This window comes from Burkholderia sp. S171 (assembly GCF_009766085.1).
Taxonomy (GTDB): Bacteria; Pseudomonadota; Gammaproteobacteria; order Burkholderiales; family Burkholderiaceae; genus Caballeronia.
Window position 1 is genome coordinate 225,275 of the sequence record NZ_LMUF01000052.1, and the last position, 19,637, is coordinate 244,911.

A 19,637-nucleotide genomic window follows, 5' to 3' on the forward strand; every position below is an offset into this window, starting at 1 on the left:
ATCGCCAACCTACCTCGGAACAAGGCCGCCGAATGCGTGGGGCCGTACCGGACAACAATAACCGTTCAGGCAGAGCATCCAACTTACCCAAAACGGAGATGGTAGTACGCGAAAGGTTACTACTTATCAAGCTCTGGTCCACGAATACGACAGTGCAGGCCGGGCAGCTAACCTGTCAAAAGCCACCGCAGTAAAGACGCGTTAGGCCGCGCCGGTTCCTTGGCAAGGGTTCTTGCCCGAGAGCACGGGTGGCGAAGCGTGTCTATGTCAGGATTCGCGAGAAGGAGGGGTTCAAACATCGGTGGTTCTGGCGAGCACCGTGCTTTTGGGGCACCTATGAATAGAAACTGCACGCTGTGGACACTTAGGGTGGTGCGGTTAAAGCGTTTTCTTTGCTTCGTTTCTTTGTCGCTTTGGACAAAGAAATGACGCGCCGCCACGCGCAGTGGCTAATAGCGATAAAGAGAAAATCCGACTCATGCAGACCACTAAGGCCGAAAGCACCAACCCCGGCACTGACTCCAACCGCTAACGCCAGAACCTAGCACCCCACCATAACTGCTCGCGCCGGCGGACCTCAAAAAACCGTCCACCGGCGCGAGAGACACGCTAAACAATCAAAGGCTCAACATGCCAAATATGCTTGGCATATTCCGCAATCGTCCGGTCTGACGAAAAAATCCCCATCCCCGCGACGTTTTCAATCGCACTGCGCGTCCACGCTTCCTTATCGAGAAATTTCGCGTCCACATCAGCCTGAGCTTTGTCGAAACTCTCGAAATCCGCCAGCACCATGTAATGGTCGCCCCAATCCACCAGCGTATGGAAGATGTCATAGAACCGATGCGGCTGGTCCGGCGAAAAATGCCCCAGCCGAATCTGGTCAAGCGCCATCTTCAACTCAGGATTCTCCTCGTAGATATGCCGCGGCCTGTATCCCGTCGCCCGCAGCGCATCTATCTCTTCAGTCGAGTGCCCAAAGATAAACATGTTCTCGAGCCCAACCGCGTCGCAAATCTCGATGTTCGCACCGTCCAGCGTGCCAATGGTCAATGCCCCGTTCAACGCGAGCTTCATATTGCCCGTACCCGAAGCTTCGGTCCCCGCCATCGAAATTTGCTGCGATAAATCCGCTGCCGGAATGATCAGTTCGGCCACGCTCACGCCATAGTTCGGAATAAATCCGACCTTCAACCGGTCACCAATCAACGGATCGTTGTTGACCTTCTCCGCCACGTCGTTAATCAGCTTGATGATCGTCTTGGCCATCTTGTACGCCGACGCCGCCTTGCCGGCAAACATCACCACACGCGGTGTCCACGCCTTCTCCGGCTGCTCGCGAATCCGGTTGTACCGGACGATCACATGCAGAATGTTCAGCAACTGGCGCTTGTATTCGTGAATGCGCTTGACCTGCAGATCGAACAGCGCATTCGGGTCGATAATCGCCCCCGTCTCAAGCTTCGCACGCGCAGCCAACCGTAGCTTGCTGGCAAACTTGGCGTCGTGAAAGGCTTGGGTGAATTCGGGGTCATCGCGCCATTCACGCAGCCGCGCCAGCTCGAACAAATCAGTCCGCCAACGCGGTCCAAGCCGTTCGTCGATCAGTGACGACAGCTTCGGGCTAGCCTGCGACAACCATCGCCGCGGCGTAATGCCGTTCGTCACGTTCGTGAAACGTTCGGGGTACATGCGCGCGAAATCGGAGAAAATATTCTGCGTCATCAACTGCGAATGCAGCTTCGACACGCCGTTCACCGTGTGGCTTGCAACAATCGCCAGATGCGCCATGCGCACACGCCGCTGACCGTATTCATCGACGAGAGAAATGCGGCGGATCAGCTCCATGTCGCGCCCGAACTTCTCGCCCACCTGCTTGAGAAAATCCGCGTTGATGTCGAAGATGATCTCAAGATGGCGCGGCAACAGTCGCGACAGCATTTCCACGTCCCACGTTTCCAGCGCCTCGGGCATCAAGGTGTGGTTCGTGTACGAGAACATTTGCTGAATCAGCTTCCACGCCTTGTCCCACGGCAAATGATGCGTATCCACCAGCAAACGCATCAACTCGGGAATGGCGAGCACCGGATGGGTGTCGTTCAGATGCACCGCCACCTTCTCCGCCAGCCGCCCAAAATGCGTGTGCGTGCGTTGATATCGGCGGATCAGATCCTGCATTGTTGCAGAGACAAAGAAGTATTCCTGGCGCAAGCGCAGCTCGCGGCCGGCCTGCGTGGAGTCGTCCGGGTACAGCAGGCGCGATACGTGTTCAGACGTGTTCTTCGCTTCCACCGAGCGACGATAATCGCCCTGGTTGAACGCGGACAAGTCGAATTCATCGGTCGCCCGCGCCGACCAGAGGCGCAAGGTATTGGTCGCGGTCGTGGCAAAACCGGGGATCACGGTGTCGTACGCCATGGCGTTCACGTGTTCCGTGTCGATCCATTCAGTCCGGTCGCCATGACGTATCGTGTGGCCGCCAAAATGAATCACATAGTTCACTTCGGGCCGCGGAAACTCCCACGGATTGCCCGCTCGCAGCCAGTAATCGGGCGTTTCGACCTGATTGCCGTCCACGATGGTCTGCCGGAACATGCCGTATTCATAGCGGATGCCATAGCCGAAGCCAGGAATGCCGACGGTCGCCATGGAGTCGAGAAAACACGCGGCAAGGCGGCCAAGGCCACCGTTGCCGAGTGCGGCATCCGGTTCCAGGTTCTCTAGCGTATTTAAGTCTATGCCAAGGCCGGCAAGGGCGTCACGGACCTCGTCGTGAATACCCAGCGCAAGCAAAGCGTTGGTAAACGTCCTGCCGATCAGGAACTCCATCGACAAGTAGTAGACACGCTTTACATCTTGCTCGTACTGCTGGCGCGTGGTTTTCATCCAGCGCGCCACCAGCCGGTCGCGGACCGCCAGTTCGGCCGCATGGAGCCAGTCGCGCGGCTGCGCGGTGACGGCGTCCTTGCCGACTCCGTACATGAGGCGGTTGGAAATGGAGCGCCTGAGCGCCTCGACGGTGCTGTTCAGCTGTTCGAATTCCAGGTCGACGGATGTCATCGAACTCTCCAGAAATGCATTGCTGGACAACGCGCTAAGTGCGAGCCGCGTTCTGTCAAGCGGGACGGGGCCGGGTGAACAGGCAGGTTACGCTATTTTTATTTTTTTGGTAATGGCCTATGCCCGCGTGTAATTGGCACGACATTCGGCCTATGCCCGCGTGTAATTGGCACGACATTCGCCAGCGGTCCGTCCTTTTGTCGCATTTCCGTCATCGGGAACAACCTGGCTGATCCCTGAACAAAATTGTTAAATTACTTTGGTTTCCTTATCATAATCCTGTTCAACCACAGATTTATGCCGCCGCGCGGTGGCTTTCCGCCAGCCTTTCGATTAGCTGAATATAGTGCTCAAGCGGGGGCGTGACGCGCTCCGGCCGCTTGGCGAGATCGTCCCAGCGGCGCAACGAAAGTGCATCCTGCGCGAAAGGTTTGCGCATGAAATCGTCTGCCTCCTCCTTGCTGAAAATGCCGCCTTGCAGTTTCAGGCTACGGACCGAATCCGCTGATAGCGTCGAAAAATAATCGGTATCAATTGCACATAGACAGCGTTTCGCGTCCACGTGGAGGCGGATCGGCTCGAGTACAGCGTTGCCGAACAGCGGCCGCAGGAAGGGCAGCGCGAAATATTGGTGCAGATCGTCGATACCCCGCTCGCTCGGCGTCTCACCCTGGAGATTGAGCAAGTGGCCCAGGTCGTGCAAAAAAGCGGCGCCAACAAGTGTTTCGTCAGCGTCGGCCTCCTCGGCCAGTGCCGCCGTCTGCAACGCGTGCTGGAGTTGCGTGACCGGCTCGCCGCTATAGGCGATGGCGCCGTATGTGTCGAAGAGATGCCGGATGTCGGTGAGCGTAAGCGCCATGATTTATGCCCAGGGTAAAGAAAAGGTCTTGAGGTTCGTAAAGCTTTTCATCGCTTCCTGTACGCCTTCCTTGTAACCCAGGCCCGAGTCCTTGATGCCGCCGAAAGGGGTCAACTCGATCCGGTAACCCGGCACTTCCCACACATTCACGGTACCCACGCGCAGCTCGTTCACGAAGCGCGTGATCAGGTCCGCCCGATCCGTACATACACCGGACGACAACCCAAACGCGGTGCCGTTGCTGATACGGATGGCGTCGTCGATGGTATCGAATTCGATGATCGGCGACACCGGCCCGAACGTTTCCTCGCGCACCAGCGTCATGGCCGGATCAACGCGGTCAAGCACCGTGGGCGAATACAGCGCGCCATGGCGGTGATTGCCGCAAAGCAGCCGCGCCCCCTTCGATACCGCTTCATTCACGCGTGCTTCGAACGATTTGGCTGCAACCTCGTCGATCACCGTACCCATCTGGTTGGCGGCATCGAAGGGATCGCCGTGACGCCACGCAAGCGTTTTTTCCACCACGAGTTCCGTGAACCGGGCGGCGACGCCCTTCTGCACCAGCATGCGCTTGACCGCCGTGCAGCGTTGTCCGGAATTCTTGTACGAGCCTTGCACGGCAAGCGTTGCCGCGCGCTCCAGGTCGGCGTCGTCCAGCACGATCAGCGGGTCGTTGCCGCCCAGTTCCAGCACCACGCGCCGATACCCCGCCTTCGCTGCAATCTCCTTGCCGATCGTCACGCCACCGGTAAAAGTGACGAGATCGGCATGCAGGTTCGTGACGAGTTCATCGGCGATCTCACGCGGGTCGCCCGTTAAAACCTGCAACATGGGGGCGGGCAAACCGGCTTCGAACAACACGTCGGCGAGGTAATAAGCCGATAACGGCACTTTCTCCGACGGCTTCAGGATCACGCGATTATTCGTCGCAATAGCCGGCGCAAGCTTGTGTGCGACCTGATTCATCGGATGATTAAACGGCGTAATGGCGACGATCACGCCAGCCAGCGGCTCACGTTGCGAGAACACTCGGCGGGCCTTGCCGTGAGGGGTAAGGTCGCAGGAAAAGCTCTGACCATCGTCGCGCAACGCTTCCATCGCCGCGAATTTGAACACGTCGGCTACGCGGCCAATTTCATAGCGCGAGTCCTGTTTCGACAAACCCGATTCAAGCGAAATAAGGTCTGACGCCTCTTCCGTGCGCTCACGCAGCAACGCAGCAGCGCGTTCGAGAATCTGCGAGCGTTCGTAGCGCGTCAGCGTCGAACGGTAGTTCACCGCGTACTCGAATGCATCGCGCACGTCGTCGACGCTTGCCATCGGCACGGTGCCCACACGGGTGTTCGTGTAAGGATCGAAAACATCGATAGTGCGTGCACGCGCCGCATGTTCGCCCTTCAGGCGCAGTGTTTCGACTCGCAGCGCATGCTTCTCAACCGCAAGAACGGCGCTCATGATGCAAGCTCCAGGTGGTTCAACGCGATGCTGAAGACGTCGAAGTTGCGCAAGCGTTTCCCGTCCTGCTTCGACTCGAAACCATCGGTTGGACGATTGAACAGCAAGGGCACTTCCTGCTCGGACACGCCGCCATGCGAGCGCAGCGGTACGGTCAATCCCGATAGGTCATGCTCCGCGCGCCGGGTGCCAAGCACCGTATTGCGTCCGCTCACGACCACGAGGTCTCCCACGCGATCGTTCGGCAACTCGAAGCGCTCGCACGCAGCGGCGTTGTCGAGCACGATATCCACGCCCGGCAACTCAGCAATGCGCGCCGCCAACGCTTTTGCATCGACGGAAGCCGGCAGGTAGATGGTCGCGAACGAACCAAGCGCGCCGTGGTGCACAACGTAGGGATCGGTGATCGGCAGGATCACGCGGGCATTCTGTACGTCGATCGTTTCGTCCAGCCAGTCTTGCAGGTACACCACATTCGGCTCGCCCGTCGCGACGTCGTGCTTCGCGTTCATACCGTGGTCAGCGGTCAGACCGATCACCGCGCCGAGTTCATTCAGGCGCGCGAGGTAACCGTCCATCATCGCGTAGAACGCGTTCGCGCCGTCCGTGCCAGGCGCGCATTTATGCTGCACGTAGTCGGTGGTCGAGAGGTACATGAGGTCGAGCTTGCGGGTCTCGGCGAGCCGTACGCCGGCCGCGAACACGAACTCGGAAAGGTCAGCGCTATACACGTCCGGCACGGGCTTACCGACCAGTTCCAGCACGTTCTCGATGCCGTTCTCCGCGAGCGTCACCGCGTCGGCTTTCTCCGCCGAGAAACAGATGCCGTCGAGTTGCCAGCCGAGCAAACGGCGCAGTTTGTCCTTCGCCGTGATCACCGCCACTTTCTCACCGCGTTGCGCAGCGGCCGCGAGGATCGTGCCGGCGCGAAGGTAGGCCGGGTCGTTCATCATCACTTCACCGCCCTTGCCGCCGTTCGCTTGCGGGTCGAAGAAATAGTTGCCGCAAATGCCATGCACCGAAGGCGGCACGCCCGTCACGATCGACAAGTTGTTCGGGTTGGTGAACGACGGAATCACGCAATCGGCGCGAAAGGCGGACCCGCCACGCAGCATCGTGCCGATAAACGGTGCGACACCTGCGGCAACAGCCGCTTCCAGGTAATCGTATTCGCAGCCGTCGACGCAGACGACCACGGTCAGCGCGCGCGCCGGACCGTAAGCGCGGCCGTTAACTTCCATGAGCATTTCGGTGGACGTGGACATGAAATTCCTTTCCGTGATGAACCAGCGTTTTCCTAACCATTGCGGTTAGTACGTTACTCCATATTTTGATGCACAACGCCAATATTTGCCACATTTTTCGACGCAAGACAGTCCCGAAAAATGGGATTTTCGGCAGGGCCAAGCCAGATCAGGGATCAGGCCATTCGCCGCCGTGGCTCTTTTGCCGCGATCAGCAGCAGTGCGGCTAGTGAGACGGCCAGCAAGATCAGCGAAAGCGCCGACGCCGGCAAGTAATAACCGCGATTCACCTGCCCGACCACCACAATTGGCACGGTCGCAAATCCCGGCGGATAGACGGTCAGCGTCGCGCCCAGTTCGCCGAGCGACAGGGCAAACCCCAACGCGAGGCTCGCACGGATCGCGGGTACAAGCTGCGGCAAGACAACGCGTGAGAGGACCATCGAAGGCGGCGCGCCGAGACTGGCGGCAGCTTCACGCAAGATCGTGAGTTCGGGGCGCAGCGCAGCAGCGGCGCATCGATAACAAAAGGGCAACACGAGCGCGAGCTGCACCAGCACCACGATTGCTGCCGACCCCGAGATATCCAGCGGTTTCTTGTGGTACGCAATCAACACGGACAAGCCGAGCACGACGCTCGGCACGCCATTGGGCATCATCGCGATGGTGTCGACCCATGCGCCCACGCCGCGACGATCGCGCCCTTCCAGCGCCAGCGCGAGCCATAGACCGAGCGCGGTACCCAGCACCGCGACGCCGAAGCCGACTTCAAGGCTCGTGGTCAACGCATCGAAGTCGCTGGAGCCCAAACGTTCGAACCAGCGCATGCTGAAACCATCGGGGAAGATCGTTCCCGACCAGTGCGACGCCACGCTGGACAGCGCCACCACGATCACCGGCAACACGAACAGCCAGAAGCACAGCAGTGCGGCAAAAGCGGTGAATGCCCATGCGCCAATCCGCTTCAACGAATAGGGCTTCGCACGGGTTGCGGGCAGCGTGAATTCAGTTGCCATTACGGCCTCCCGAGCGTCGATTGACTCGTCGATACAGCGCGTACAGAGAGAGCGACATCGCGAGCATGACGACAGCGCCGGCGGCGGCCGTCGGCAAGTCGAGGTCGACTGTCGCCGAGCTATAGATGGCCATCGGCAACGTAATCAGATGCGCGCTGCCGAGCACCAGCAGAATGCCGAACTCATTGAGCGTCAGCAGGAAACACAGGATCGTGCCCGCTGCAATGCCGGGCCACGCGAGCGGCAAGATAACCTTGAACGCGACCATCCAGCCGTTTGCGCCCAGACTTTTTGCGGCTTCGATCAGGCGCATGTCGAGCGTGGCGAAGGACGCGAGCGTGGGCCGCACGACGAACGGCGCGTAGAACACGACTTCCGCGAGAATCACGCCGCCGATACCAAACAAGAAGTCGAGCGGCGGGCTCTGCAGGTTGAAAAGCCGCTGCAGGCCGATGCTCACCGAGCCTTGCGATCCATATAAAAAGATCAGCGTGAACGCGACCAAAAACGAGGGGAACGCTACGAATAATTCGAGGAACCGGGTGACGAGCTTCGCGCCGGGAAATGGCTTGAAAAACAGCATCGCCGCGAGCAGCACGCCGAGCAAGGAAGCGAGTGTCGCGCTGGCGAACAGGATACCGAGCGTCGTGCCAATCACGCCGCTTGTCTCGGGATTGGTGAAGAACGCGGTGTACGCATGAAAGCTCAAGCCATGCGCACCGCTCACGCTGAGCAACAGAAGCTGCACGAGCGGATAGATGACCAGCGGGCCCAGTACAACAACTAATATGAACCACAGGTGCCACTGCGCCAGCCGTTCGCGACGCCGCTTGGCTGCGGTATGGGCGACGTCGTCGACTACGTGCTCACTCACTGATAAGGACGACATCGTCAACCTCATGGCGTAGGGAAACACGCGCGCCCTTGACGGGCATCGGGCCGTGAGCACGCTGCATGGTAACGAGCACGGGTTGATCGGGCAGCGTATCGAGCATGACCGATACCGACAACGCCGCGCCATACCATTCCACCGAAGCGATGGTGCCGTGCAATTGGGCATCGCCCAGCGGCACGATCTTGAGGCACTCGGGACGTATGCACGCCACGTGGTCGCGATCGTCGTGACGGGGGTCGCCAATGGGAAACATGATGGACGGTGGCAACAGGTTCGCCGCGCCAAGATAGCGCGCGACGAACGCGTCCTTCGGGTTATCGTAGAGTTCGCGCGGTGTGCCGAGTTGCGCAATGCGGCCATCGCGCATCAGCAACGTGCGGTCGGAGAGCACGAGCGCGTCGTCCTGGTCGTGCGTGACACACACAATGGTCAGGTTCGGCAAGCGTTCATGCAACGCCTTGAGTTCAGTACGGACGGATGCCCGCAGGTTGGCATCGAGTGCGGACAGCGGCTCGTCCAGCAGCAGCACGTCCGGCTCGATCACCAGCGCCCGCGCCAACGCCACGCGCTGCTGCATGCCGCCCGACAACTGCGCGGGCATCACATGCCCCGCGTCGCCGAGTTGCACGAGCTTGAGGGCATCGGCTACGCGCCGTGCGATCTCCCCTGCTTTCAGACGCCGCGCCCGCAAACCGAACGCGACGTTGTCGTACACCGACAGATGCGGAAACAGCGCATAACTTTGAAACAGCAAGCCGAGATTGCGCTTGAACGGCGGCACATGCGTGAGGTCACGCCCCGCCACCGTCAACGTCCCCGCGAGCCCGTCCGCCTCAATAAAGCCCGCGATAAACCGCAGCAGCGTGGTCTTGCCGCAGCCGCTGCGGCCGAGCACGGTCAGCAGTTCGCCCCGCTCGATAGTCAGCGACAGGTCATCGAGCACCGTGCGTGAGCCGAAGCGCACGCTCAGTCGGTCGATACGCACGCCACCGTGCGTGTGCTGATTTGAATCCACGGCAGCAGCTTCGCGAGCGGCCGGAGCAAGCGTCAAAGTGTTCACGGTTCGCATCCTTGAGAGCTTGGAGAAAACAGGACGAGCCCGAAGGTCAAAGAAGGCTCAGGACTTCGGCTTGACGACGTCGAGCTGTTTGTCCGAGTTGCCGATCACGTCGTTTTTCCAGCGCGTGGTCCATGCAGCCTTCTTCTCCATCACCTGGTTCCAGTCCACCGGAATCAGCTTCACGCCCGCGATCGCCTGCTTGACCGTCTCGCCGTTCTTGCCTGCCAGCGGCACGTCGGTACGGCCCGGAATACCATAGATATCCGGCACCTTCGCCTGCACTTCCTTCGACATCAGGTAGTCCACCAGCTTCTTGCCTTCAGCCTGGTTCGGGCCGCCCTTGATCAGGCCGATTGCGTAGGGCAACTGGAACGTGGTCGGTGCTTCGCCCGGCTTGACCGAGAGGAAGACCGGCTTGAGCGAGAGGCCGCCGTTGGTCGAGTCGTCCAGGTCCATCTGCAGGTCGCCGTTGGCGAACGCGATCTCGTTACGCGAGAGCAGGACGTCGAGATAACCTGTGCCCTTGGTGTGGAATTTTGCGCTCTTTTCCAGGTCCTTCAGATAGTCGAACGCCTTGTCTTCGCCCATCAGCGCGCTCGTCAGGATGATCACGGCCATGCCGTCACCGGCGGTCGCGGGATTCGAATAAGCCACCTTGCCGCTGAAGTCGGGATGCAGCAGATCCGCGAAGGTCTTCGGCGCGGTCTTCGTGATTTCAGGGTTGATCGCGAACGAGAAATAGTTGTTCACGAAGGTCGCCCAGGCGCCGTCCGGAGCCTTGGCGATGGCCGGCACGTTCTTGTAGTTGACGCTCTGATAAGGCTGCAGCAAGCCGCCTTGCGACGCCTGCTGAATGAACGGCGGCAGCGTGACGAGCACGTCCGCCTTCGGCGAATCCTTCTCCACCGTCGCGCGATTCACGACTTCCCCGCTACCCGCGATCACGATATTGACCTTCACGCCTTCCTTCTTTTCAAAGGCCGGCAATACGTCCTTGTACAGGTTTTCCAGACCGTCGGCGCTGTACAGCACGACTGCATCGGCGGCAAAAGCCGGCACGGTCACAACGCTCGCGAAAGCGGCCACGGCCAGCGCCGGCACTACGCGCTTCGCAAAACGGGATGCGGGAAAGCGATTTTTTGTCATGGTGCTTGTTTCTCCGGGATAGCGGATACAACCAAGTGGCGTGAGGTTAGATGTACGTTTCACACGTTTTTCCAGGCATCGGCTCGATTCTTTTAAGTCCGATACGTCCGATACGTCCGATACGTCCGATGCGTCCGATGATTCATTGGCGTGGCGTCCCGAATGTCGGTCCACCAGCAACCGGAACGAAGGATCACAGAACTTCATGACAGCGCCATGACGATGCCACATTTTTCCAACAAAGAACACATTTCGCCAAAATTCCGACGTAGACTATTTCATGTCTGCCGACCGATGCAAAACCGTCGGGCGGCACTTGAAGCGATGAATGGAGAAAACGTGATTAACGGAAGTGACCCGATTTTACTGACCCCTGGCCCACTGACAACATCGCCTGCTACCCGCCAGGCGATGTTGCGCGACTGGGGTTCGTGGGACGCGGCTTTCAACCGGATGACAAGCGATATCTGCCGCGACCTGCTTGCGATCGTGTCTGGCCAAAAAGATTTTGTGTGCGTCCCCATGCAAGGTAGCGGCACGTTTTCCGTGGAAGCCGCGCTCGGCTCGCTCGTGCCGCGCGATGCCGTGGTGCTGGTGCCGAACAACGGCGCGTATTGCACGCGCTTACTGAAAATACTGGAGCGGCTGGGCGTGGCGTCGGTCGAACTGAAATTTCGCGATGACGAGCCGGCGAGCGTTGCACGGATCGAGGAGATGTTTCGCCGCGAGCCGCGCATCACGCATGTGGCGCAGGTGCATCTGGAGACGAGCGCGGGTTTGCTGAACCCGCTCGACGACATCGCAGCGCTGTGCAAACAGCATGGCAAGCGCCTGATCGTCGATGCAATGAGTTCGTTCGGCGCATTGCCTATCGATGTATCGAAGGGCGGTATCGATGCGGTGATTTCCGCCAGCGGCAAGTGTCTCGAAGGCGTGCCGGGGATGGGCTTCGTGATCGTGCGGCGCACCCTGCTTGAGGCATCGGCGGGCATTTCGCGCTCACTCGCGCTCGATCTCCACGATCAACACGCGTACATGATGAAGACCACGCAATGGCGTTTTACGCCACCTACGCACGTGGTTGCCGCGTTACGCGCGGCGCTCGACCAGTTCATCGCCGAAGGGGGTCAGCCGGCGCGTGGCGCGCGGTATCGGCGCAATTGCGCGGCGTTGATCGATGGCATGGCTTCGCTGGGCTTCAAACCGTTCCTGGATGCCGCGGTGCAGGCGCCGGTGATCGTCACGTTCCATGCGCCGCGCGATCCGGCCTACGATTTCCAGCGCTTTTACGAAGCCGTCCGCGATGCAGGTTATGTGCTCTATCCGGGCAAGCTGACGGAGGTGGAGACATTCCGCGTTGGCTGCATCGGGGCAATCGATGCGAACGAAATGTTCAACGCAGTCGCGGCAATCGGGCGGGCGCTGGGCACGCTGCACGTGCGCCTGGCAGCGTAACAACACGTGAAACTCCAGCACCACTCAGGCGATCATCAATTCCGGCCCACGCGCGGCGATTGCACGGCGCATGGCTTTGTCGGGCGCGACCTCGGTGATCAGGTAACGCGCCTTTTCGAAGTCGCGGATACGCACGGGCGTGACGTTGCCGAACTTCGAGTTGTCCGCGACGATAGCCGCCGTGCTCGCCGCCAGGATCATGCGGCTGCGCACTTCGGCGGCGAGACGCGAGTAGTCGGTCAGGAAGGCTTCGGGTGTGATCGCGCCCGCCCCGACGAACGCGAAGTCCACGTGATATTGCGAAAGTTGCTGCACGGTGTCCAGACCGAATACCGCGTCCTCGTTGTCCGAGAGTTCGCCGCCGAACAGCGTGACCTTGTTGTCGTTGCGGCGGCCGAGCAGCAGAGCGATGCGCCAGTCGTTGGTATAGACCATCAACCGGTGCCGGTCGCCCAGTGCGCGCGCAACGGCTTGGGTCGTGCTGCCCGAGTCGATGATCACCGACGCGCCGTCGGGTACCAGTTGCGCGGCACGCTCGCCGATCGCGCGCTTGGCGGCTGCGTTCGCGGCTTCCCGCACGTCGAGGTCCGGCTCCCGGCGATCATTGGACAGCGCGCCGCCGTGGGTGGTCGCGATCAGGCCGCGTTCGGCGAGGGCGTTGAGGTCGCGCCGGATCGTCTCGCGCGAGACGTCGAGTGCGCGCACGAGTTCGGCGACCGACAGCGCGCCGTTCTTCGACAACTCCGACAGGATGTATTGATGACGTTGTTCGGCGAGCATCGAGTGCGGCCGGGCATGCCGGCAATAAATGAACGAGCAAAGGGATAAACACGGGACCGCGCGTATTGTAGTACGCGATAGTACGCGACGGGCCGTCACACGGATGACCATGACAACCAACCACACTTCCCATCACACGGACGTCGCGATTATCGGCGCGGGCATTCTCGGGCTGGCGCATGCCTATGCGTTCGCTAAACGCGGCTTGCGCGTGACGGTATTCGAGCGCAGCGGCACGCCGGTCGGTGCGTCCATCAGAAACTTTGGCATGGTGCTGGTGACCGGCCAGCCGCCGGGCGCGATGCATGCGCTTGCGCAGGCATCGCGGAAAATATGGCTCGACTGGGCGTCCGGCGCGGCGCTGCATGTCAGGCGTTCCGGTTCGCTGATGTTCGCCCGCAGCGAGGCCGAAGCTCAGTTAATGGAGGCGTTCGCGGCAACGCGCGCTGAGGCGGCGGGCTACGACGCCGCGATGCTTTCACGCGCCGCGCTCGACGATCTTTATGACGGCCGCTTCCGGAAACATCGCGCTGCGCTGCATGGGCGTGCTGACTTGCAGGTGTATTCGCGCGAGGCGGTGCCTGCGCTCATCGACTATTTGCGGCGTGAGTTCAACGTGGATTTTCGCTTCGGGACGCTCGTGCAGGATGTAGACGACGGGCGGGTCGAGACGACTGCGGGCCAGTGGCGAGCGGAGCATGTGGTGGTCTGCGCGGGACACGATTACCTGTCGCTGCTCGCGCCGCAACTCGCTGTGCTGGAACCGCGGGTGTGCCGGTTGCAGATGCTGCGCGTGCGGCCAACCACGCCTTTCACCCTCGATCACGCCGTGCTGACCGGACTGAGCTGCCTGCATTACGGCGCGTTCTCGGACCTTCCCGAAGCCGCCGCGCTGCAAGCGGAAGTGGCCGCTCGGGAACCTGCGGTGCTCGAGCACGGTATCCATTTGCTGGCGAGTCCGACGCCTGAGGGCGATCTGATCGTGGGCGACTCGCACGATTATGGCGATGATCCGTCACCGTTCAATGCGCAAGCTATCGATGAAATCCTGCTCGGTCTGGCGGAGGACACGCTCGGCACTACGCTGCGGGTCGTCGAACGATGGCAAGGGGTGTATGGCGCGCGCACCGGGACGTCGGGCGCACCGTTTTCTATCCTGCGGGCCGCGCCGAATGTGACCGGCGTGTACATGCATAGCGGCGTGGGCATGAGCGTCGGACCGGCGCTGGGCGAGTGCATAGTTAGTCATCTGCTTGACGGCGCAGCGCTGCCCGTGGCGTGACAACTTGTCGCAGATACGGCGTCTTCAGGCGTAGCGTCGCGGACGCGCTTCATCAAACGAGCGGCAAGAGTCTATTTCCCCGATGCACGGCAATGAAGGCGCGCCCACCCGATAAACTCGACGCCTGTTCTTTCTGCGACTGCGCGGAGTGTTGATCGATGAGCTACAAGAAAGGCATTGTGCTGGAGATCCAGTTTCCGCCCGAGCGTCTGAACGACGGCGCGGGAGACCCGTACTGGATCGACCTGACACTGGATGAAGCCCGCCGTCTCCACGACCAGCTCGCGAGGCGTTTCGCCAGCGAGGCGCAAGCGAATCAGCCGCTTGATACGTTCACAATGGGATGACGAGCCGCTCGGAAAAGGCGGACGACCCGCCCCTCACGACCCGTTGCAAGTAGGACTCGACAGATTGCGGAAACGGTTCGGCCAGTCGCCCGACATCGCTGCTTGTGCCGCTGCCAGCGGCATATCCCCCGTACACACGCAGCGCTTCAGGAACACCGCCAGCCGTTCCTTGCGGCGCTGCCCCGCACGCCCGTCCCAGCGACGGATATCGAGGTTCGCCGCTGCGGTTGGGGAGCCGCCCAGCAGAATCGGCATACGGTGATCGAGCGCGTAGTCCGAAGCGGTCTGCGGGTCCACATGGCGTTGACTCAGCAACTGCTCTTTCTGGCGCTGCAAGGTGTCGAAGGGCGGCAGGACATCGTCGGCATAACCGGGGCGGCAGATCGTATCCACGATGGTCGACTGAGTCACGCGCGGATCGAGCAGTTCGGGTTTTTGCGCGTGAACCGGCATACCGGCGGCCGAAAGCGCAAGCAGGAACCACACGGTGGCAACACGCCGGCAACTGTCGCGGCGGTCACGGTAATGCGAAAGAAACCTTCTATTCATTCGGCGATCAGGCCGCGCTGAAAACGCAACGGCCCTATGTCGGAGCGAGAGGAGGGACTAATTAAAACACATGCGCGTTCCAGGAACGGAATCGGATATTAATCCCGACCGTCGGATGACCCGCTTCGATCAACGCCAATCGATGGTAAAGCGCCCTGAGGCGCTTAGGCAGAGTGCTGCTCGAGCGCCGTATGGAGCGCTATGGCTTCATCGTAGAAACGGGCGTAGGCCGTGTGGATCGCCGCGGTGTCGTAGCCTTGTCCTGGCTCTCTCGCGCATGCATGCTGCAGGGCCAGGCAGGCATCGGAGAAAGGCGTGGCGCCGATCACGAACGCCGCTCCCTTCATCCGATGTGCCAGTTCGAGCAGACGGCCGAAGTCCGCCGATGCAAACGCCCCGCGCGCCTCCTCGAGATCCTGCCGGTTCGCCGACTTCAATGCATCGACCAAGGCGGCGGCTTGATCACCGAAGCCGTTGAGTTGATCCACGTTGAAACGCGGGACTGTGGATGGTTCCGCAACGGCGTGATCAGCAAGTTGAGCCACGTAGGCCGCGCCGTTCAGTTGCCCGGGATAAGAAACGGACACACTGAGTGCAGCTGAAACGGCACGGCCGACTGCCCTGTTCGCCGGAAAGTTTTGTGTGGGGCCATAGGTATCGGCATGGGCACTGCCGGACGCGAAGGAGCTCGCAGAACCAATCGATGCGGTCGACATATGCATGGGTGCAGTACCCACTATGCGATCGAAGAAAGATCTGAAATCCGAGCGTGGTCTCTGACGTCCGGATCGAGTGGCGACGGGCAATGAGTGACTCGGCGCGGCGACCTTCGCCGCCGGCTCATTGCGTAGGGCAAGAACCAGCGCGCGGTGCAGCGCATCGAGCCCCAGCGGCTTCACGAGGCACACCGTCATGCCTGCGTCGAGCGCTTGAGTCAGCGCCTCGGGCTGCGCGTTCGCGGTCACGCCGATGATGGGCGTCGGCTTCAGATCGGCGTTCGTGCGCGTCAGCGCCCGTTCGCGCGCTCGGATTGCACGCGCAAGATCCTCGCCGCTCATCGTGGGCATCGAACAATCGGTCAGGATCAGGTCGAACGGAGCGCCTTCTTGCCGATGCCGCTCCCAACGCGCAAAAGCGTCCCCGCCGTCGTTGGCGGTTTCGATCAAGCAGCCAAGTGTATTCAACTGGCTCGCCAACAAGATGCGATTGGCCGGATGATCGTCGACAACGAGGACATGCAGACCGAGCAAGTCGTGCGTATCGAGATCGGGCATGAGTGCGGGCGCAAGCGTTTCCAGCGGCGGGCGGGCTACGGGCAAGCGTACCCGCGCGGTGAAGCGGCTTCCTTGCCCCGGCTTGCTGGACAACCGGATCGTGCCGCCCATCAAGGTCATCAAGCGCCGGCAGATGGTCAAGCCGAGACCGGTGCCGCCAAAGCGGCCGGGCCGCTCCTGTCGTGCCTGCGCAAACGGCGCGAACAGCAACGCTTGCTGATCCGCGGGGATACCAATACCGGTGTCGGAGACTGCCAGTAATAGTTCGCGATGCGCGGTGCGATCGTTACCAGGAGGGTTATGCGCGTGGCCCTTGCTCACCGCTCCGATTGCATACTCGAGCGTCACTTGACCCGCATCCGTAAACTTGATCGCATTCGACAACAGGTTGCCCAGCACCTGCCTCAGGCGCAGCGCGTCGGCCATTACCCACACGCGCTCGTGCTCGAATTCGTGCTCCTTAGGGCCACGCACGCGCACCACTAGCCCAACGCCTTTGCTGCGCGCAGCCGGCTCATAGATCGCCACCACGCTTCTCACCCACCCGCCCAATTCCAGCGGCGCAGAGATAAACACGAGCCGCCCGGCTTCGATCTTCGCCATGTCGAGGATATCGTCGATCATGCCAAGCAGGTCATGCGCTGCCTGATGCGCCGTACCCAGCGCCCGCTCAGTCGATGCACGGTCGCCCGGGCTGCGCAATTCGAGTTCGAGAAGTCCGAGCACGGCGTTCATCGGCGTGCGGATTTCGTGGCTCATGGTGGCGAGGAACGTCGACTTCGCGCGGTTCGCGGTTTCGGCTTCTTCCTTTGCCGCGCGCATCGCATGTTCGGCCGCCCGCCGGCGTGCGATCTGCGCTTTCAATGACACCGCCCAGCCGATCAATAGCGCGAGCAGGGCTATCGCCAGCAGCGCGCCAAAGATGACTTGCGGACGCCGCCGTTCCCACTGGCTCTCCGGATGCTCGATAAGCATCCAGCGTCGGCGAATGGCGTCGAGCTCCGTCGGCTGCATGTGTTCGATCGCGCGGTTCATGATCTCCAGCAGCATGGGCTGATTACGCGCGATGAGAAAACCGTGCTGCACGGGCTGATCCGAGAACGCGCCCGTGATAACGAGCTTGTTACGATACGGATTGCCTACCGCATAGTTGGCGAAGGTCATGTCAATGATGGTGGCGTCGGCCTGGCCGTTCACCACGGCATCGAACTGCCCATTGATCGGCGACGTCTCGACGATATGCACCGAAGGCATGCGCTCGCGCAACATGCTCATGAGCGCGTGATTGCGCCAAAGCGCAACGCGTTTGCCTGCAAGCGCTTGCGCGTCGCGCAGCGGCTCGGCCCCCGCCCGCGTGAGGATTACCAGCACGCCTTCGCCGTAAGGTTTGCTCGGCGCGAACTGTGGCGGGATCTGACCCGCGCTCAGCCCGTAGGCGATCAGGCTCGCGCGGCCGTCGCCCAGGTCATCGGTTACTCGCTCTGTCGAACCACGCAGCCGGCCTTCGAAGCTGAGGCCCGTGAGGGCGCCAATCGCCGCAAGCATATCGATTGCCAGACCCGCGGGCTTACCGCTTGAATCGCGGAATGTCATGGGCGCGGCGTCTGCATACATGGAGTAGTCGATCACCGGATGTGCGCTTATCCAGGCACGTTGCGCATCGCTTAAGGTAAGTGGCCGGGTGAACGTCACTGCGGCGGCAGCCGCCCATCGCGCACGCACTTCGAGCAGAAAGCGGGGCGGCAGCGCGGCGAGCGCCGCATCCACGCGTTGCCGCTGGAGGTCTCCTGCGGCGTCGGCGGCGAAGGCGAAACTGTAGCCGGCTTCATCGAATGGCGCGAAGCCCGAGAGAGTGAGGTTCACCAGGTCCAGGTGATCGATGGTGTAACCCGCCGTGGCCAGATCGCCCACGAACGCGTCCGCATCGCCCAGCGACACCGCCAGCAACGCACTCAACGTATCGCGATAGCCTACCGCGCGCAGGGCCGGATAAGCATCATGCAACCGTCGCGCCGATGTTTGCTGCTCAACATAGGCGATACGTCCTGTGCGCGGACCCGCCACGCGCCGCTCGACGAAAACTTGCTTGGTCTCGACATAAGGCCGGCTGTAACGCAACGCCGGTCCTGCGTCATTGCCGGTCGCACTGGTCGCCGCATCAATCCGATGGTGACGCAGCGCGTCCAACATGGCAGAACGGTCAGGAAAGGTCCGCCATTCGAGCGGCCTGTGCAACGCGATGGCCACGCGTTGCGCGAAGTCGGCAGAGACGCCGCGAATGCCCAAACCTGATGCATCCGGATCATTCATTTCCATCGGCGGCAACGCGCCCGGCACCGCGCCCACAATAAATGGCTTAAGCGTTGCGGCGCTAACTGCAATGGAAAGTGCCAGCAGACAGGCGAACACCATTGCCTGATGCAACGCGCTGATGCTTTGTATCGCGACGTGTGTCCTTAGCGAACTCATTGGGTGATTGCCTGCGCACGACGCTAGACATGCGTTCTTGAAAGGAGCGCCAGTGTCGCAAATACGAGCGGCCGCGCCAATCGCCGAAGTTGAAACGATCAGTCGGCCTAAATGACACAGTCACTAAGCACGCAGCAGCGGCGCCGCATGCAGTTATGCATGGCTGACGAAAATGTAAGCCTGGCCATTAACCGCACGGTTAATTAGTCATCGCTCAAGTCATCATTCGCACCGATCCAGTGCATTCATTATTGCGAGACGCACAATACTATTTCGACAGATTCACGGCTAATGCAACAACACTTAGTTACCTACACTTCAGTGTTGAGATTGTTCAGCATGACCTCATTGGTGCTGGAACAAACTCGACCCACATCATAAGAGAGGAGATTCCATCATGTTCAAGTCATTGGTTCCCGCAATCGTGCTTGCTTCCGCGCTGGGCGCACCGGCATTCGCTTATGCGCAAGACGCGGACACGGTAAGCCGCCCTGCAGTCAAGGCCGATCTGCTTCAGATGGAACAATCCGGCTATAACGTTGAAGGCGATCACACCACCTACCCGGCGCAGACACAAGCAGCAGAGCAACGCGTTGAAACGAACCGCGGCGTCACGGCAACGTCTTATGGCTCGCCAACTGATGGTTCGTACGCGGTCGGCATGCGAAGCGCCCCAATGGCCCAACCGGACGAAACACATTCGGTGTACTTCGGGCACTAAGCTGGACATTTATGACCAGATT

15 protein-coding genes are annotated in these 19,637 nt (G+C 60.8%); 4 read left to right on the top strand and 11 right to left on the bottom strand.

Going from position 1 to position 19,637, the window contains the following annotated elements; all coding sequences use genetic code 11:
• Window positions 1-609: 609 nt before the first annotated feature.
• The 8 genes from GSQ93_RS29960 to phnS all read right to left on the bottom strand — a co-directional run bounded on the left by GSQ93_RS29960 (window position 610) and on the right by phnS (window position 10,738).
• Window positions 610-3,060 carry a glycogen/starch/alpha-glucan phosphorylase gene (locus GSQ93_RS29960; protein WP_158939385.1) on the bottom strand — a complete coding sequence of 817 codons (2,451 nt, stop codon included), beginning with the start codon at window positions 3,058-3,060 and terminating at the stop codon, window positions 610-612.
• A gap of 295 nt (window positions 3,061-3,355) precedes the next feature.
• Window positions 3,356-3,919 (bottom strand): phosphonate degradation HD-domain oxygenase, encoded by a 564-nt coding sequence (locus GSQ93_RS29965; protein ID WP_158939387.1) that lies wholly within the window; start codon window positions 3,917-3,919, stop codon window positions 3,356-3,358.
• 3 nt (window positions 3,920-3,922) lie between these two features.
• Entirely contained in the window at window positions 3,923-5,377 is a 1,455-nt protein-coding gene (phnY, locus tag GSQ93_RS29970; protein ID WP_158939389.1) for a phosphonoacetaldehyde dehydrogenase, read from the bottom strand.
• Window positions 5,374-6,624, bottom strand: coding sequence for a phosphonoacetate hydrolase (phnA, locus tag GSQ93_RS29975; RefSeq protein ID WP_254074160.1), 1,251 nt, complete (start codon window positions 6,622-6,624; stop codon window positions 5,374-5,376). The genes phnY and phnA overlap by 4 nt, the downstream gene beginning before the upstream one ends.
• Before the next feature lie 173 nt (window positions 6,625-6,797).
• Complete coding sequence (gene phnV / locus GSQ93_RS29980) at window positions 6,798-7,637, bottom strand: 2-aminoethylphosphonate ABC transport system, membrane component PhnV (protein ID WP_158939393.1); 840 nt, start codon at window positions 7,635-7,637, stop codon at window positions 6,798-6,800.
• Window positions 7,627-8,526 (bottom strand): 2-aminoethylphosphonate ABC transporter permease subunit, encoded by a 900-nt coding sequence (locus GSQ93_RS29985; protein WP_254074131.1) that lies wholly within the window; start codon window positions 8,524-8,526, stop codon window positions 7,627-7,629. Before GSQ93_RS29985 ends, phnV begins: the two co-directional genes overlap by 11 nt.
• Window positions 8,504-9,592: a 2-aminoethylphosphonate ABC transport system ATP-binding subunit PhnT gene (gene phnT / locus GSQ93_RS29990; protein WP_254074132.1), complete on the bottom strand. Its 1,089-nt coding sequence runs from the start codon at window positions 9,590-9,592 to the stop codon at window positions 8,504-8,506. Before phnT ends, GSQ93_RS29985 begins: the two co-directional genes overlap by 23 nt.
• A 57-nt stretch (window positions 9,593-9,649) precedes the next feature.
• Entirely contained in the window at window positions 9,650-10,738 is a 1,089-nt protein-coding gene (gene phnS / locus GSQ93_RS29995) for a 2-aminoethylphosphonate ABC transporter substrate-binding protein (protein WP_158939398.1), read from the bottom strand.
• 339 nt (window positions 10,739-11,077) lie between these two features.
• On the opposite strand from phnS, the gene GSQ93_RS30000 reads away from it, so the two are divergent.
• The gene (locus GSQ93_RS30000) at window positions 11,078-12,193 is read left to right on the top strand and encodes a 2-aminoethylphosphonate--pyruvate transaminase (RefSeq protein WP_254074133.1); all 1,116 of its coding nucleotides are present in this window, start codon (window positions 11,078-11,080) and stop codon (window positions 12,191-12,193) included.
• A gap of 24 nt (window positions 12,194-12,217) precedes the next feature.
• On the opposite strand, the gene GSQ93_RS30005 is transcribed toward GSQ93_RS30000, so the two are convergent.
• Window positions 12,218-12,973 carry a DeoR/GlpR family DNA-binding transcription regulator gene (locus GSQ93_RS30005; RefSeq protein WP_158939401.1) on the bottom strand — a complete coding sequence of 252 codons (756 nt, stop codon included), beginning with the start codon at window positions 12,971-12,973 and terminating at the stop codon, window positions 12,218-12,220.
• A gap of 28 nt (window positions 12,974-13,001) precedes the next feature.
• Here GSQ93_RS30005 and GSQ93_RS30010 point away from each other — a divergent pair, with 28 nt between their 5' ends.
• Window positions 13,002-14,255, top strand: coding sequence for a TIGR03364 family FAD-dependent oxidoreductase (locus GSQ93_RS30010; RefSeq protein WP_301952098.1), 1,254 nt, complete (start codon window positions 13,002-13,004; stop codon window positions 14,253-14,255).
• 158 nt (window positions 14,256-14,413) lie between these two features.
• Window positions 14,414-14,602 (top strand): hypothetical protein, encoded by a 189-nt coding sequence (locus GSQ93_RS30015; RefSeq protein WP_158939404.1) that lies wholly within the window; start codon window positions 14,414-14,416, stop codon window positions 14,600-14,602.
• A 33-nt stretch (window positions 14,603-14,635) separates the two neighbouring features.
• Here GSQ93_RS30015 and GSQ93_RS30020 read toward each other — a convergent pair whose 3' ends face one another.
• Window positions 14,636-15,151 carry a hypothetical protein gene (locus GSQ93_RS30020; protein WP_254074135.1) on the bottom strand — a complete coding sequence of 172 codons (516 nt, stop codon included), beginning with the start codon at window positions 15,149-15,151 and terminating at the stop codon, window positions 14,636-14,638.
• 164 nt (window positions 15,152-15,315) lie between these two features.
• Window positions 15,316-18,894: a transporter substrate-binding domain-containing protein gene (locus GSQ93_RS30025; protein WP_158939406.1), complete on the bottom strand. Its 3,579-nt coding sequence runs from the start codon at window positions 18,892-18,894 to the stop codon at window positions 15,316-15,318.
• Between the two features lie 397 nt (window positions 18,895-19,291).
• Here GSQ93_RS30025 and GSQ93_RS30030 point away from each other — a divergent pair, with 397 nt between their 5' ends.
• A complete protein-coding gene (locus GSQ93_RS30030; RefSeq protein WP_158939408.1) occupies window positions 19,292-19,615 on the top strand; it encodes a DUF4148 domain-containing protein in 324 nt (107 codons plus the stop codon).
• The last annotated feature ends 22 nt before the right edge of the window (window positions 19,616-19,637 follow it).